Origin of the sequence: Pseudoalteromonas shioyasakiensis (assembly GCF_022398475.1) — a bacterium.
In the GTDB taxonomy this organism is placed as follows: domain Bacteria; phylum Pseudomonadota; class Gammaproteobacteria; order Enterobacterales; family Alteromonadaceae; genus Pseudoalteromonas.
Genome location: NZ_JAKEVM010000102.1, coordinates 1 through 15,507, shown reverse-complemented (window position 1 = coordinate 15,507; position 15,507 = coordinate 1). Strand labels below are relative to the sequence as shown.

The following is a 15,507-nucleotide window of genomic DNA, read 5'->3' as shown; positions in this document are numbered from 1 at the left end:
TGTGGAAACTGAGAGAGTAATACACTGATTAAGCGTTATGATAGATTTAGCTTAACGTTTTTATTTCTTTATTCACCCACATTTTGATGAAAGTTCTTTTTTTGATGACGAAAGAAGAATTTTTGCTTTCATCATCAAACTTGAATCATTGATCATTGCTTCATAGCAGCGAGCTTTACCATTCCTTAATCTAGATTTGTGCTAATTAAGGAGCCAATAAATGCTAACACTTGAGCATATTTCGAAAACATACCCTGATGGAACTCAAGCACTTAACGATATAACCATTGAGTTACCCAGTGGCATGGTAGGGTTGTTGGGGCCAAATGGCGCTGGTAAGTCTAGTTTGATGAGAACCCTTGCATGCCTGCAAACTATTAATTCTGGCCGTATAAAGTTTAGTGGCTTAGATATATTAAAAGACCCTGAAAAGTTACGTAAGCAACTTGGTTATCTACCACAGCAATTTGGTGTTTACCCACATATGGGGTGTAGAGCACTACTTGAACACATAGCCATATTAAAAGGGCTTGAAATTAAAAAGACAAAGCAACAGATTGATGACCTGCTTACTGCGTTAAACTTAACTCAACATGCAAATAAAAGAATCAGTCACTTTTCTGGGGGAATGAAACAACGCTTTGGTATTGCTCAAGCATTGTTGGGTGATCCCAGATTAATTATTTTAGATGAGCCTACAGCAGGGCTTGATCCGGCTGAGCGAGAGAGTCTCAATAACTTATTAGTATCAATGAGTAAGAATCGATTGATCTTGCTATCAACACACATAGTGGAAGACATAGAAAACCAATGTCACTTTGTGGCGATGATTAAAGGTGGTCAACTGATCCAAAGTGGCCATATTGATAACTTAGTAAGCCAACTCAAAGGTAAAGTATGGGTATTAAAAACTTTGCCAAGCGTACTGCCAAAAGATGCTTTAGTACTGAGCCAAAGTTATCGATATGGTGAGCCCGTCTTTCGAGTTTATGCCGCAGAACGCCCAACTATAGGAGCTGTTTTGGCGACAGAATCATTACAAGATAAGTACTTCTTTGAACTAAAATCTCAAAGAGGCGAATTATGTTAATAATTAATGAGTTAAAGTATCTTTTTCGTCAACCAATAGTTTGGGTGTGCTTGCTTATTGCGCCAAGTTTTGCATTTTCACTTTCTTCAGGGCTTGCAACAAGTAATGTTGACCCGTTACAGCAGTATCAATTGCATTTAGTGTCATTACACATGATGCAATTGGTTTTATTGGTTGGAGCATTATCGCCAGCAATTTTCTTACGTGATCACCTCTTTCATATGGATGAAATTATTGCTGTTGCATCAGTAAGTTCAAGACAAAAAAACTATGTTCGAATAGGTGGTTTTGTAAGTCTATTAATGATGGTTTCATTAAGCAGTACGTTGGTTATGAGTTTCGTAGATTTTCAAAATAATGGATTTAGTTGGCAAATACTTGGTTATACAATTTTTTATAGTAGCTTTGTCCTACTTATAAACTGTTTTTTACTTATTGCTTTGGCATTTTGGCTTTGTCAAAGGTTTCGAAGCTCAATGATTATCTATGCCGTTTTTGCAAGCATTTGGATAGCTTATTTGTTCGCTGCGAGTATAACGGGTAATCCAATTTTGGCAGGAAGTAATGTACTAAACGAAACGTTCTATCAACTATTTATCTGGTTAGATCCATTTGCTTATACAACGGTAATAGCAAGTTTTAGCGAGTCACAAAATACGCCCTTTTATACTAATCGTTTTATTTGTTTTACTCTGGCATTTGTTATTTTTACGTATGCTGTTAGCTCGCATCCCCAAGCACATTCACAGCCAAAGCAACCTAAACAACGGTGTCTTGAGTCTGAACTTAGGCCTAACACTCAATATCAAACGGTAATGCCTACATTTTGTCAAAGCTCGATTCTATTTGAGCTATATAAAGCTGCAATTTTAAATATTTTAAAACAACCAATAACTCTCATTCTGTTACTTATATGGCTAGGGTTGGTGTTTAATAGTGTTGCATCTTCTTCTCAGTATGCAGAACCAATGAGTGTTATTAAAGCAACTAGCATTGATGCTGTTAATCAATATGCCTTTGATATGTATATATTGCTCGGCTGTTTACTGGTGGCTCTATGGAGTTGGCAACTTAGTTGTCATGCTAGGCACTATAAAATATCAGAGATAATTGCGGCAGCGCCTATTAAGACTGCTTCGATTTTGCATAGCCAATTATTGGCAATAGTGAGTTTGGTGTTTGTTTTTTCGTTTGTTGGTTTCGTTGGCGCATCACTAGCTGAGTTTTTTATTGGTAGTAACTTTGATGCTTATCAACATATTTATACCTTAGCTTTAATGGGACTGCCGCTAGCTATTATTGCTTCGATATTTATATGTATTTTCAATTTAATGCGTTCAGAGCTTACTGCATCTTTAGTGGTTTTTGCCATTTTGTTACTTAAATTTACTCCAGTAATGACTTATTTAGGGCTAACACACACGTTTTGGAGTGTAGCTTGGACACCATTGCAGCCGGCTAATGAATTTTGGGGCTATCGCGCAAGTTTGAGTAGTTACTGGCCTTATGTCCGCGCGTGGCTAGTATTATTACTTAGTGTAGTGCTTGTTAGTCAGGCTTTTAATCACCGTGGCACAGGAATGGGAAGTCGAGCTTTTAAAAATAAAGATGTTTGGCTCTTAACACCAGCGGTTTTGGCTATCAGTTTATTTTGGCAGCTGCATGCTAATTTAATTTCAGAAAAGCCACTAAGTAATTCTCATAAACGAGAAACATTTAAAGCAAATTATGAAAAAATGTTCGCTGATTGGAAACATAAAGCTCAGCCAAAAGTGAGTCATATCGATGCAGAAATAGATTTCTATCCGTATAAGCAATCAGCCCAATTCAACTTAACCTACTCATTTACTAACCCTCACACAAAACCAATAAAACAGGTATTGATAGGTCGTGCAGGCTTTTATCAATGGGCAGATATTAAAATAGAAGGAGCTGAGCTAGTCGCATTTTATCCATCTATGAACCAAGCTATTTACGAGTTTAAATATGCACTTCAGCCATTCGAAACAAGGCAACTTAAAACGCAATTTGCAGTAAAACAGGCCAAATTATGGCCCATACAAGGGCATCAAATCATAACGCCTGAATTTAGTTATATTCGTTCAGTTCCGCTATTACCGACGATTGGATATCAAAGAAACTATGAATTAGATGACGAGCAGTTAAGATTAGATTATGGGCTTCCAATGTATGTTAAAACACCGCCTTCAAAGCTTTTTAATGCAACATACCAAGTACCAGATAGCTATGAACGCATTACCATGAAAAGCAAAGTTACCACTGCATTAGGTTATCAGGTCGTCTCACAGGGTAAGAATATAGAGCATATTGTTGAAGGGCAAAGAGCTGTTTTTAAATTTCAGACGACAGTGCCAATTAACAACTTACCGGCTTGGTTATCGTTTCCATTTGCAGCAACTGAGTTAATTTATGAAGAGGTGAAGTTACAGGTTTATTCTAAATCAAGTGCAACTGAAGCTGATCAAGATGCTATAAAAGTTAACTTACAAGCTATGAGTGATACGCTTTCTTGGTTTAAGAATAATTTAAATGCGTACAAAGGTTCAAAGCTCAGTCTGGTTGACTCTACGGGTTTTGGTGGGACAGGGTTTGCATTACCTGAAATTATTTTGATTGATAATAAGGTCGGTTTTAGAGCTAAACCAAGTGAGGGCGGAGGTTTTGATCAACGCTACCGCCGTGCAGTACATGAAACGGCTCATCAATGGTTTGGTCATGATATTGGCAATAGTGTTCCTGAAGATAGCGCTTTTTTGATTGAATCACTAGCTAAATATATAGAGCTTGTGGTGATTGAAAAGCGTTATGGAAAAAAGGCTGTCGAAGCATTAGTTAAGTATGAAACTCAACGATATCAACAAGCTTCTAGGTTAGATATTTCAACAAAGCAAGCATTGGTAGATTCTTCAAAAAGTTACGATCAGTATTCCAAAGCTACTCTTGTATTTGCGAAGCTTAGGAATGAATTTGGGGATGCAGTGATTGTGGCAGCTTTAAAATCAGTATGGCAAAAATACGCACATCCAAATCGACCAGCAACGTCAATGGATTTTATTCGAGCTTTACAAGAACAACTTGATGATCAAGATAATGGCTTAATTAATAAACTTTTTTTGGAAGTATAAAAACAAAAAAGCCACAGGTTATAAAACACTGTGGCTTGGGTATTGATTCTTTCAATCAAGGGGTTTGGGAGAATCGCTTAAAACTCGTAGCTAATGCTTAAGCGTGTAGTACGAGGCATAATGTAACGACCATTCGGTGCATCAGCATTACGAGGGTCACCTTCGGTGATGCCTTGCTCGTCAGTTAAGTTATCAACCGCTAATTGCACTTTAATACCTTCCATAGGCTCAACAATTAAACCAATGTCTACTTTTTCGTAACCTTCTAATACAACTGTGTTTTCGTTGTCGCCCCAACGATCATCAACCGCTGAGATTGTGCCGTATAAGGTTGCATACATATCGCTTACTTCAAAGTCATAGCTTGGTGTTACACGTACTTGCCATTTTGGCTGACGTTGGCTTTCGTTACCTTCGTTGCTTGGGCTTTCTGTGATTTCTGTTTCTTGAAGCGTTGAGTTTAAGTTAACTGAGAAACCAGATTCGTGGTTGTAGTTATAATCAAGCTCAATACCGTAGGCTTCGTTTGTTAAGATTTCAGCTGGTACACCAGGGCGACGAACAAAGGTGTCACCTTTTACTTCGTTAGTGAAGAATGTTGCATAGAAATCGGTGCTATCAGTTAATAGCTTATAACCAAACTCGGCTTGTGTTACTTCTTTAATTAACTTTTCGCCACCTTCGTATGCGCTAAAGTTATCGCGGAAGTCGTCGAAGTAAGGCATTTTGTAACCACGGTTTACGCGAGCAAATACACCCATGTCATCATTAATTGAGTAGTTGATACCCGTTGTCCACGATGTTTTGCTTTCGTCATATTGAACTGACTTGTCGATTACGCCATCAAGACCTTCATCAACCGAGTATTCCACTTCGTGGTTTTCAAAACGAACACCGGCATCAAGTGTAAAGTCATCGTTGAATTTATATTGAGCTGTTGTGTAAAAGGCATTGGTGCGTGCATCGCCTGTAGAGTTGATATCGTAGTTGAAGTCACAACCATCAACACTTGCATTACACTCGATGCCGTCTAGCATTTCGCCGCCTGCTTCAAGCACGTGATACGCTGTGTTACCTAAGCTCCACCAGTCATTTGCTGATGTGCTTGCTGTGTAATAACCAAAGGCCAGTGATAAATTATCAAGCTTTTTAGCGAATGCTAAATCATTGGTGAATGCGCTAATTTCTTTTAATACCACCCAACGACCAAGTTGTTGAACCGCTGTGTCTGCATCGTATTCTGTGCCAGTTACTGCACCTGTTGCTGTCTCACCGTTATCTGCCACTGCACCCACTGTTGTCGCAGAGCCCGCAGGTACTAAGCCGTACGTGTTTGCATCACCTTTGGTGATGTTGAAGCGATCTGTGAAGCTCCAACCGTTATCGAATTCAAGTTTGATACTACCGCCAGAAACATGACCTTTCCAACCACGGCCTTCACCTAAGTCGATCTGTTGCTCGTCATTATTTGCACCAGTGTAAATAGTCGCTTGGCGATTTAGAGTACCCAGCTGCGTGTAGCTTGCGTCAACACCGTCAACATTTAGTGGCGTTGGTAAGTACCAAGCACCATGGTCGTCTGTTTGACGCGTGTATAAGTTAATGGTGCCGTTTTCTAATTCTTTAGTGATATTAATTGTGAACTGGCTGCCTTTTTCTGATGTGAAACCTGCATCACGAATACCTGGAGAGCTTTTAACATAACCACCCACCATAAAGAATAAGTCATCAGAAATCTCACCACTAACCATAGCGTCAATGCGTTGTAGGTCATAATCTGAAGTTGTGTATTTGAATACACCTTCGGTATCTTCACTACCACGTTTAAGGCGGAAGTTAGTTGTTAAACCTGGTTGACCATTTGATACAACAGGGTTTGGACCACCGCGTAATGCTTCCATCGTTTCGATTGTTTCATCTAAACGGAATAACGACGAGTTTTCTAAAAATGACAAAGTAGGCGCAGGGTAAATTGGTGAACCTTCGAGGCTTAATGTTAAAAAGGGTGCATCACCACCACCAGGGAAACCACGTACAAATACGTTCGCGCCAGACTCACCACCCGAGCTTTCTACCCACACACCCGGCACGGCTTTGAATAAATCAGCAGTACTTTTTGGCGATAATTTAACAATTTGATCTGCATCGATATTGGTCACGGCATAGCCAGCATCAATTTTACGTACGCCAATACCTGCAGGTGTACCAGATACAATAATTCGTTCTACTTTTTCTTTAGCTGGTTGCTCAGTTTGCTCTTCGGCCATAACTGTTTGGCCACTCAAAGCTAGCAAAATTGCAGAGGCTAGCGCACTGCGTGTGTATGTAGTTGTCATTGTGTGTTCCCATTTTTTATGTTGTTGAAAGCAATGTATTAGCGAATATTTTGCAATTGTTAACACCTTGCTTTTATAAACCATAAAGATTTATGCAAACGTTTGCAATTTGTTTTTTCAATTTTTTGTCCTTTTTTTACCCACAGGGTGAGTTGGTCTGTTTTGCTTACTGAAAAAATATTATGCTCTTTGGCGCAGCGGTTTAGTCGAAATGGTGGTATATTGCCAGCATATGTTTTAAAGGAAAGCAGTGTTTCAGTATCATGAATGATAGAAAATTAAAGTTAGCTGATCTTGCGAAATTAGCCGGTGTTTCTACGTCGACAGTATCTCGTGCGCTCAATGATAACCCATTGATAAAGCAGGAAACTCGCGACAAGCTTCAACAGTTAGCAAAAAAACATAACTTTAGTTTAAACACGGCTGCTAGCCGCCTTCGCACCCAAAAAACCAATGTTGTTGCGGTTATTATTAACCTCGATGGTGATACAGAACAGTCTATTAACGACCCTTTCTTACTTAAAATTGTTGGTGAAATAAATTTAGCGCTAAATAAATTTGGCTTAGAGTTATTACTTTCTAATTCGTTTATGGCCAGTGATGATTGGGCAAATTACTTTATTAATAGCCGCCGTGCCGATGGCATTATTGTGGTCGGCCAAGGTAAAAGCCAAGCAAATATTGAAGCTGCAGCGAGTGCTGGTGTTCCTTTAGTTGTGTGGGGCGATCCAAAAACACCCAGCAGTTACCCAATTGTTGGCAGCGATAATTATTTAGGTGGTCGCATAGCGACTGAGCACTTATTGTCAAATGGTGCTAAAAACATATTGTTTTTAGGTGACCCTGGGCACGCTGAAATTAGTGAACGCCACCGTGGTTATTTAGATGCTATTAATGAAGCCAAAGCCACTCCTCACGTGGTTTCTATCGATATTACTAGTAGTGCTGCTTATAAAGGAATTAACCAATTGTTGGTAGAAAAAGGGCTGTGCTTTGATGGCATTATGGCATGTAGTGACATGGTGGCTTTTGGTGCGATGAAAGCCCTGAAAGAGCGTTACATTAGTATTCCAAACGACGTTGCCCTCGTGGGCTTTGATGATATTGCCATGGCAGATATCAGTCACCCATCTTTGTCGAGTATTAAACAAAATACTCAACGCGCTTCAGTTATTCTTGTTGAAAAGTTGTTAGCCCAGTTAGCAGGCCAGTCGGTAGAATCTCAAGTTGTTGAAATAGAACTAGTAAATAGGCAGTCGAGTCAGCGCTAAACCTATTGAATGTTAGCAATATGTGTAATTTTAAATGCAAACGTTTGCATTTTGTTTTGCGCTAAACTAGACTGAATAAAAATAATCATAGGTTGAAGTGAATGAATCCTATAAGAATAACTATCGCGCTGGCATGCAGCTATTTTGTCTTTGCTATTATGCTCAATAGTGTAGGCACTGTTATTTTACAAGCAATCAATAGCTTAGATGTAAGCAAAACTCAGGCGTCTGTTCTTGAAGGATTTAAGGATCTTAGTATTGCCATTGTGTCATTTTTAGTGGCGTCATTTATCCCTCGCATAGGCTATAAAATTGCTATGCTCGGTGCTTTATTACTGGTAGCAGCAATGTGCTTGGTTGTTCCGAACATTGCCGACTTTTGGGTATTAAAAGCGCTCTTTGCCGCAATTGGTTGCAGTTTTGCTGTTATGAAAATCTCTGTTTACTCTGTTATTGGTCAAGTGACTGATAATGCTAATAAACATTCAGCGTTATTAAACACCATTGAAGGGGTGTTTATGCTAGGGGTGCTGTCGGGCTATTGGGTTTTTGCGTTATTCATAGACGCTGATAACCCGCAAAGTAGCCACTGGTTGAATGTTTATTACTTGCTTGCAGTGATTGTTGCGGTGGCGTTTATTTCTGTGATTGCGGCACCAATAAAATCGCCAGAACTAAAAACTAATCAGCAATCGCAGCTTCATGATTTTATTGATATGTTAAAGCTGACTTACCAACCCCTTGTGCTTATTTTTGTTGTTAGTGCATTTATGTATGTACTAATTGAGCAAGGCGTGGGCACTTGGCTGCCGACCTTTAATAACCAAGTTTTAAAATTGCCTGTTGATGTCAGTATCCAACTTGCCAGTTTGTTTGCAGCTGCGTTAGCGCTTGGTCGTTTGGTAGCAGGGCAAGTACTTAGGTTTATTAGTTGGTTTAGTTTATTAATGGGCTGCTTGGTCGCTATGGGTGTGCTCGTATTATTGGTGCTGCCTTTGACTCACGATGTAGATGGAAGCCAAGTGAAAAGTGTGTTTGATGTGCCTTTTGCAGCATACATGCTGCCGTTGATTGGCTTTTTTATGGCACCGATTTACCCGTTACTTAACTCTGTGATGCTGAGTTCACTTGCTAAGCACAAGCATGCTGCTATGACTGGTTTAATTGTGGTTTTCTCTGCATTAGGTGGAACAACAGGTTCAATTATTACGGGCTTTGTATTTGATAAATTTAGCGGTCAGCATGCATTTTATCTCACATTAGTGCCAATAGCCTTGCTATTAATCACCGTTTCAATCTTTAAGAAAATCACTCTAAAACCACAGTATCAAGCGGCTTCAAGCGCAGCATAAGGGATTATCATGAACTTCGTTAATAGCCAATTATTTAAAGACGTACAGCTAGCAGAAGTGTTTGCTGATTCAAAAATGTTTGCCGATGCAGTGCCAAACTTATCTTGGCAAAGTGCTTGTGAGTTATATCAACTTGTAGGCCCTTTAAAAGGTGATACGCTGCGTGAATTTGTGATGTCGAACTTTGTTTTTGCTGATCAGTCTATTCCGACTGCGAAATTAGATACCACATCAGTTAAACAGTATATTCTTGACCTATGGCCGCATTTGCATCGCAATGCTGATACTGATTTAGCAAGCTCACTAATGCCTTTGCAGTTTGACTACATTGTGCCGGGTGGCCGTTTTCAAGAAATTTATTATTGGGATAGTTATTTTACAGCCTTGGGTTTAGAAGATTGTGGCGACCTAGCCACCATTGAAGCCATGGTTAATAACTTTATTGACCTACAAGAACGTAATGGCTGTATTCCAAATGGTAACCGTGTTTATTATAGCTCTCGCTCGCAACCACCTGTTTTGGCGTTAATGATAGCGATGCTATGGGACGCTAAATATAAACATGAAGCAGATTTAACTTGGCTGGCAAACGCCGTCATAGCACTTGAAGCTGAATATCAGTTTTGGATGAAAGGGTGTGAAGAGTTAGTTGACGATAAACAAGCTACTAAGCGTGTCGTTAAAATGTCTGATGGGGCTATTTTAAACCGCTATTGGGATAGCGCCCGCTCGCCACGACCAGAGTCGTTGAAAGAAGATTTACATGACGCTGAAGGGCTAACTAGTGAGCAGCAGCAAAGTTATTTTCAACATATTCGTGCTGCATGCGAGTCTGGCTGGGACTTTAGTAGCCGTTGGCTTTGTGATCATAATGACTTAAAAAGCATTGAAACAACCAATATCATACCGGTTGATTTGAATAGCTTACTGTATAACTTAGAGCATACGTTATCTCGTTTTTACCGTTTACTTGGTAAAGAACAAAAGAGCCAGTCGATTGCTGAGCTGGCTACACTGCGCTTAGATGCAATTAATACCTATTGTTGGAATTCTGAGGCGGGTGTTTATCGTGATTACAATATTCGACTCAATCAGCAAAGTAGTGTCGATTCGATGGCAATGGCTGTTCCTTTGTTTGTAGGCGCTGCATCTGTACAACAAGCTCAACAAGTGAAGCATAAACTGATGAGTGAGTTTTTAAAGCCCGGTGGTTTAGTGACAACATTGTGTAGTACACCACAACAATGGGATAGTCCTAACGGTTGGGCGCCGCTGCAATGGTTTGCTGTAAAAGGTTTAACAGAGTATGGCTTTGTCAGCGAGGCACAAGCGATCATAAAAAACTGGCTGAGTATGATCGAAATGCGTTTTGCAGAAGATAAGTGCCTCCTTGAAAAATACAATGTGTGTGAATTAGTTAGCCGTGCAGGTGGTGGCGAATACACAGTACAGCAAGGATTTGGTTGGACGAATGGTGTAACTTCACGTTTTTACAAAATACTTGATGACTCGCTGTAAAAGGGGAGATGTGAGCATTGTTCGTTTACATTATATTAACCTGAATGTCTGGCCATCCAAATGGGTTAGCAATGTTGTAAATTGCCAAAATAAAGGCTTATGAATGGTTGAATCATGTATCTAAATTAGGTATTGTGAATAAAATGTTTCAAGGAAGAAATGAGATGATTCAACCAACTTCTGTATTTCTAAAAACACAGCCAAGGTTACAAAACCGCAGCCAAAATTATCAATATTTAATTAAAATACTCGATGCGTTTTTTATGCGCGTAAAAGTCGATGCAAGCTTGCCTCAAGACTCTATGCGCGAAGAGTTTAACCTTTATTTGATTGATAGCACTGACGCACATTGGAAAGACTTACTACCTGCAGAGTTAGTGCAACTTGCTAAGCAACATTTAGTGGTTATTTTTAATGCGGACGCTAATGCAATTTGCGAAAAAAACTTACTTTTAAATGGCATTAAAGGGGTGTTTTTTGCAGAACAATCACCTGAGGATATTTTTGCAGGGCTGGTCAGAGTGATCAATGGCGAGCTGTTTTTTAGCCGTAAAAGTATTTCTACTACGTTTAATCATATGCTGTCAGCAATGTCTCGCAGCCAATTCAATGCCAGCAACGATTCGGTAAATACAGATATTGACCTCAGCTTACTGACTAAACGAGAAAAATCAGTGATTCACTTACTTGCCCAAGGTGCGAGTAATCGAGATATCGCAGAGCGTTTAAATATCAGCGATCATACAGTTAAAACCCACCTGTACAGTGCATTCAAGAAAACGGCATCGCGTAACCGCGTGGAGCTGGCTAATTGGGCACAAAATTACATGGCAGTGAGTTTGTCTTTACAAAATACACAGTGACAAACTACAGCCAGTTTAATCCCAGTGGTAGTGTTTGCTATTAAAGCTGGTTTAGCACTTGCTCGATGCTTAAAAATCCAGCTTCAAGCAAGTAGCCTTCAAAATCGTGTTTCCGTTTAGCTTCCATTATTCGAGCCTCGGTTCGATTTAGATGTGACCTTATTCATAAAATACAGTGGAATACAGAGTATTAATAATCCTAGCCATTGCCATAATGGAGCAAAAAGAAACACCAGCGCTGATTGTGCATCATGAGAAAAATAGATTGAACCTATGGTCACAGTACCAAATAAGACACACATAATAGTGACAATAAACGTGGCAATTTGTGCCACTCTTGTTTTACTGTGTTCAACCATCCACGCCATTAATAAATAGGGCGAAATACCCCATAAAACAAAGCCAATTGGCAGGCTTTTTGAACTGTCAAAATTATCAATGGTGATAACCAGGGTAATCAGTGCGGCTAAAACAATAAGAGAATAAGCGCATTTGGAGAAAGTAATCCATTTCATAAATAAAACTTAATTAATACCAACCCGCAATAATACTTAATCATTTTGAGGGATTAAACCTGTCGCTATCTGCGTTAAAAATTTCTGATTTAGAAAAACTAAATAACGAAATTTTTGCCTTGCTATCAACGAGGTTTTATTGCCTCAAAATAGACTACTTAATTAAGCGAATTGGTATAACTGAATGCTATAAGTATTTATTTCGATGGATAATTAAGCAGAAAGTTCAAATTAGGCGCTGTGATGTTCAGCGCCACACTAATATACTCATTAAATTAGACCGCTTTTGCAGACCAAATACCTTTGTTAATACCTTTTAATACAAGGTCGCTAAGCGCTTTTTCAATTGCTTGTGTTACGCAAATACTCATAGGTTCATTGTCGGTGAATCCAGCTTCTGCTTCTGCAAGACGCTTGTAGCTCACATAGCGAAAGAAGCCTGCGCGCATTTCTTGACTGAGCACTTTTTTACTTGTCGCAACGGATAGCAAAACTTGGCCTGTGCGAACATCGACAGCGCGTAAATAAATTGAGATTGCATCTTCACGGTATAACTCTGATGCGCCAATCCCGAAGTATTCCATACCAATCCCGCCGGTTTTGATATTTGTGTCGTAGCTAATGATACCGCCTTCTAAGATTATTTTAGCTGTCGTGAGCGGTGGTAATTCAGGTAGCTTATCGTTTTCGGCTTGCGCAGCGCGAATTATTTTACGCTCAGTTAAGATATTTTGTAGACCTTCGCGTTCTACCGGAATAAACCAATCAGATTCATGCAATGCTTGCACTAAAATAGAGTTAGCACCTTGTGTTACTGCGGTAGAAAATGAGCTTACATTTGCCTGTGGTTTGTATTGCCCAGTTTGGTCACGAAATGAGTACACTGACACAGGAATGCTTCCCATTGGTTGAGGAAGGGCCTGCAAAGCCTGGAAAGTTTCGGTTGGCTCAAGAGAGTCTGCTAGTTGTTTAGTCGGCGGGATTAAATTGCCCATTGATGAACAACCCGACAGAAGTAATACCATTGCTGCTAATGTGAGTGTCTTCATTATCCAAACCTCGGTACTTCAATTACTGTCACTGTGCCATCAGAGGTGTTGGTAATCCTAACGGTGATTGTGTCACTGGTACTGGTGATAATTTGAATTTCATAATCACCCGTCATAAAGGTCGAGTCACCATTAAAGATGCTGTCGTCGATTTCGTCACCAAATGCCATATCTGTGATTTCTCGTACCATTCTATTTAAGTATGTACGCTCTAACGAATCTTGAAATTTTTCCCCGTAGGTTTGTTCGATAACCGGCGCTTTGTGCTTGTTTTGTGATTGCGCTTTATTAAGTAGCATGCTGGCATTTAATGGGCTGCCACCAAAGCTTGGGTTAATTGGGGTATAAACGAGTTCGGTTGCCCAACTAGAAAGAGGGCAGAGGATTATTATTAGTGTTGTTAAGTATTTCATTTTACCATCCATTTTTTGCCATATCAGGTGTTGATTGCTGCATTTGACTGCGTGCCATGGCATCCATCACGCTATACATGGCTTGTTTTACACGTTCATTTAATGGCTCTAAGCGACGTCCTAAATAAGTGACGTACACTATTTGGTTATTCATTTTTAAGACAAGTCGAGTCCCCGCTCGGGGTAATACCGTTTCTTTTATTTCGATATTAAAACCTGCTGTTGAAGGTAGATCGCGCCATAGGTTGGCAAACTCAAAATAAAATTGATGGCCAAATCGGCTAATACTTCTATCGAGTACTAAGCCATCGATTTCGAGGTCTTCGCCATAACTAGCCGTACTTTGAGCTGCAAGCACGATGCAACATATGCGTAGTAAGTTTTTTATTTTCATAATGGAATGAGGGAGCAAGGCTCCCTCTTAAGCGATTATTCTTGGGTTACAGTTGCGGTATTGCCATCACCTAGTTGAGTGATAACAACTGTGCTGTTAGAGCCAATCATTGAGCCTTCAACAAGGTTTGCGTTGCCGTCTTGTACAACGACCAGTGAGTTACCCTCACCGCCTAGCAAGAATGCACTTTCACCGATACCTACAACAAAGTTTTCTGAGCCTGTTTGGCTAATATCAACAGAGTTGTTGCTACCTTCCATAATCAGGTCGATGGCATTGAGTTCACCAACTTGTGTGAAAGCAACTTGGTTGTTGTTGCTATCAAGCACGCTTGCGAATGTTAATGCCGCTTCGTTAAGGTCACCAAGCTGATTAACTGCAATGTCATTATCGTTTGAAGAGAGTGAGTCGTCTGGGTATGAAGACTGCACTAGTACAGTGTTTTCATTGCCGCCTTGAGCAATATCAACGTTGTTGTCGCTACCATTGAAGTTAGCAACGTGAGCACTGTTTGCGTCACCAATTTGGTTAGCAACAAACTCATTGCTATCGCCAATAGCACCTAAGTACACATCATTACCGTTACCATTTTGGAATGCAGTGAGTTCGTTGTCGTTGCCAATAGCATCTAAGCCAGCGGTATTGCTGTCATGCTTTTGATTGACCAATAATGTATTGCCATCACCAACAATCACGCCTGACTCAAAGCTGTTGCTGTTGCCTTCTTGATCAGACTTAACCTCGTTGTCATTGCCTGTGATTTCTGCAACTAATGCGCTGTTAGAGTCACCATCTTGCTCAAACTCAACTTCGTTATAATCACCATGCAGCGAAGTAAGCTCAGCGCTGTTGAAGAAACCTGTTTGGTCAATAGTAATTTCATTGCCGTTGCCAATTACTTCATCAGAGGTAAACGCATTGAAAACACCCTCTTGCATTACTTCGATGCTGTTGTCATCACCTCTAATTACATTGAACGTTGCTTCATTTAGTAAGCCGCTTTGCTCTGCGCTGATTGTGTTGCTGTTACCCTGTAAATCAAAGTTGTAGAACCAATGGCCACCATCACCTTGCGTTACAGTTGCGCTATTTTCATCACCAACCATTACGTTGATAGCTTCGTTGTTAACACCAAAGAATCCTGCACCTTCTTGCTCAACGCGAATAGCATTGCCAACACCAACAGTTTCAGACAATGCGCCATTCATGGTGCCGTTTTGGCTGTGCGAAACAGTATTATCGTCACCTGTGTTGTAGATAAGAGATAAGTTAGATGTTTGTGCTTGGCTTACTTCAACCATGTTGCCATCACCTACACTGACAGTTTCTGCACGATGACCTGTACCTTGTTGAGCAATAACCGCATCGTTACCAACACCGGTAACCGATACTTGATCTAGGGTAATTGAGTTTGATACACCCAATGTTGAAACTTGGCTTGCAAGCTCAGTGCTAGATTGTGTTTTATCATCTGTGTTTGCACTTGCTGCAAAGCTTGAACCTAACGCAATAGTAATTGCACAGGTAAGTAGAGACTTTCTTAACTTCATGATTATTTCC

12 protein-coding genes are annotated in these 15,507 nt (G+C 40.0%); 6 read left to right on the top strand and 6 right to left on the bottom strand.

Translation table 11 applies throughout. From position 1 onward, the window contains the following. The first annotated feature begins 220 nt into the window (after positions 1-220). A complete protein-coding gene (locus L1D51_RS15665) occupies positions 221-1,090 on the top strand; it encodes an ABC transporter ATP-binding protein (protein ID WP_239964108.1) in 870 nt (289 codons plus the stop codon). Continuing rightward, the gene (locus L1D51_RS15660) at positions 1,084-4,236 is read left to right on the top strand and encodes a M1 family aminopeptidase (RefSeq protein WP_239964106.1); all 3,153 of its coding nucleotides are present in this window, start codon (positions 1,084-1,086) and stop codon (positions 4,234-4,236) included. Before L1D51_RS15665 ends, L1D51_RS15660 begins: the two co-directional genes overlap by 7 nt. A 77-nt stretch (positions 4,237-4,313) precedes the next feature. Here the strand turns inward: L1D51_RS15660 and L1D51_RS15655 are convergent, their stop codons facing one another. Next, entirely contained in the window at positions 4,314-6,572 is a 2,259-nt protein-coding gene (locus tag L1D51_RS15655) for a TonB-dependent receptor (RefSeq protein ID WP_054562535.1), read from the bottom strand. Between the two features lie 263 nt (positions 6,573-6,835). Between L1D51_RS15655 and L1D51_RS15650 the strand changes: the two genes are divergently transcribed. The 4 genes from L1D51_RS15650 (at position 6,836) to L1D51_RS15635 (ending at position 11,576) form a co-directional block, all read left to right on the top strand. Then, positions 6,836-7,843, top strand: coding sequence for a LacI family DNA-binding transcriptional regulator (locus L1D51_RS15650; protein ID WP_054562534.1), 1,008 nt, complete (start codon positions 6,836-6,838; stop codon positions 7,841-7,843). A 101-nt stretch (positions 7,844-7,944) separates the two neighbouring features. Further along, positions 7,945-9,195: an MFS transporter gene (locus L1D51_RS15645; protein WP_239964104.1), complete on the top strand. Its 1,251-nt coding sequence runs from the start codon at positions 7,945-7,947 to the stop codon at positions 9,193-9,195. Positions 9,196-9,204: 9 nt separating this feature from the next. After that, the gene (locus L1D51_RS15640; RefSeq protein WP_055021609.1) at positions 9,205-10,713 is read left to right on the top strand and encodes a trehalase family glycosidase; all 1,509 of its coding nucleotides are present in this window, start codon (positions 9,205-9,207) and stop codon (positions 10,711-10,713) included. A 164-nt stretch (positions 10,714-10,877) separates the two neighbouring features. Further along, positions 10,878-11,576 (top strand): helix-turn-helix transcriptional regulator, encoded by a 699-nt coding sequence (locus tag L1D51_RS15635; protein WP_054562531.1) that lies wholly within the window; start codon positions 10,878-10,880, stop codon positions 11,574-11,576. 116 nt (positions 11,577-11,692) lie between these two features. On the opposite strand, the gene L1D51_RS15630 is transcribed toward L1D51_RS15635, so the two are convergent. The 5 genes from L1D51_RS15630 to L1D51_RS15610 all read right to left on the bottom strand — a co-directional run. Then, the gene (locus L1D51_RS15630) at positions 11,693-12,091 is read right to left on the bottom strand and encodes a hypothetical protein (protein ID WP_054562530.1); all 399 of its coding nucleotides are present in this window, start codon (positions 12,089-12,091) and stop codon (positions 11,693-11,695) included. Between the two features lie 275 nt (positions 12,092-12,366). Beyond that, positions 12,367-13,140, bottom strand: coding sequence for a CsgG/HfaB family protein (locus L1D51_RS15625; protein ID WP_054562529.1), 774 nt, complete (start codon positions 13,138-13,140; stop codon positions 12,367-12,369). Then, positions 13,140-13,565 carry a curli assembly protein CsgF gene (locus L1D51_RS15620; RefSeq protein WP_054562528.1) on the bottom strand — a complete coding sequence of 142 codons (426 nt, stop codon included), beginning with the start codon at positions 13,563-13,565 and terminating at the stop codon, positions 13,140-13,142. The genes L1D51_RS15625 and L1D51_RS15620 overlap by 1 nt, the downstream gene beginning before the upstream one ends. Further along, positions 13,555-13,947 (bottom strand): curli production assembly/transport protein CsgE, encoded by a 393-nt coding sequence (locus L1D51_RS15615; RefSeq protein WP_054562527.1) that lies wholly within the window; start codon positions 13,945-13,947, stop codon positions 13,555-13,557. Before L1D51_RS15615 ends, L1D51_RS15620 begins: the two co-directional genes overlap by 11 nt. 35 nt (positions 13,948-13,982) lie before the next feature. Then, a partial coding sequence (locus L1D51_RS15610) for a hypothetical protein (protein WP_239964102.1) occupies positions 13,983-15,507 on the bottom strand: 1,525 nt, incomplete at its 5' end.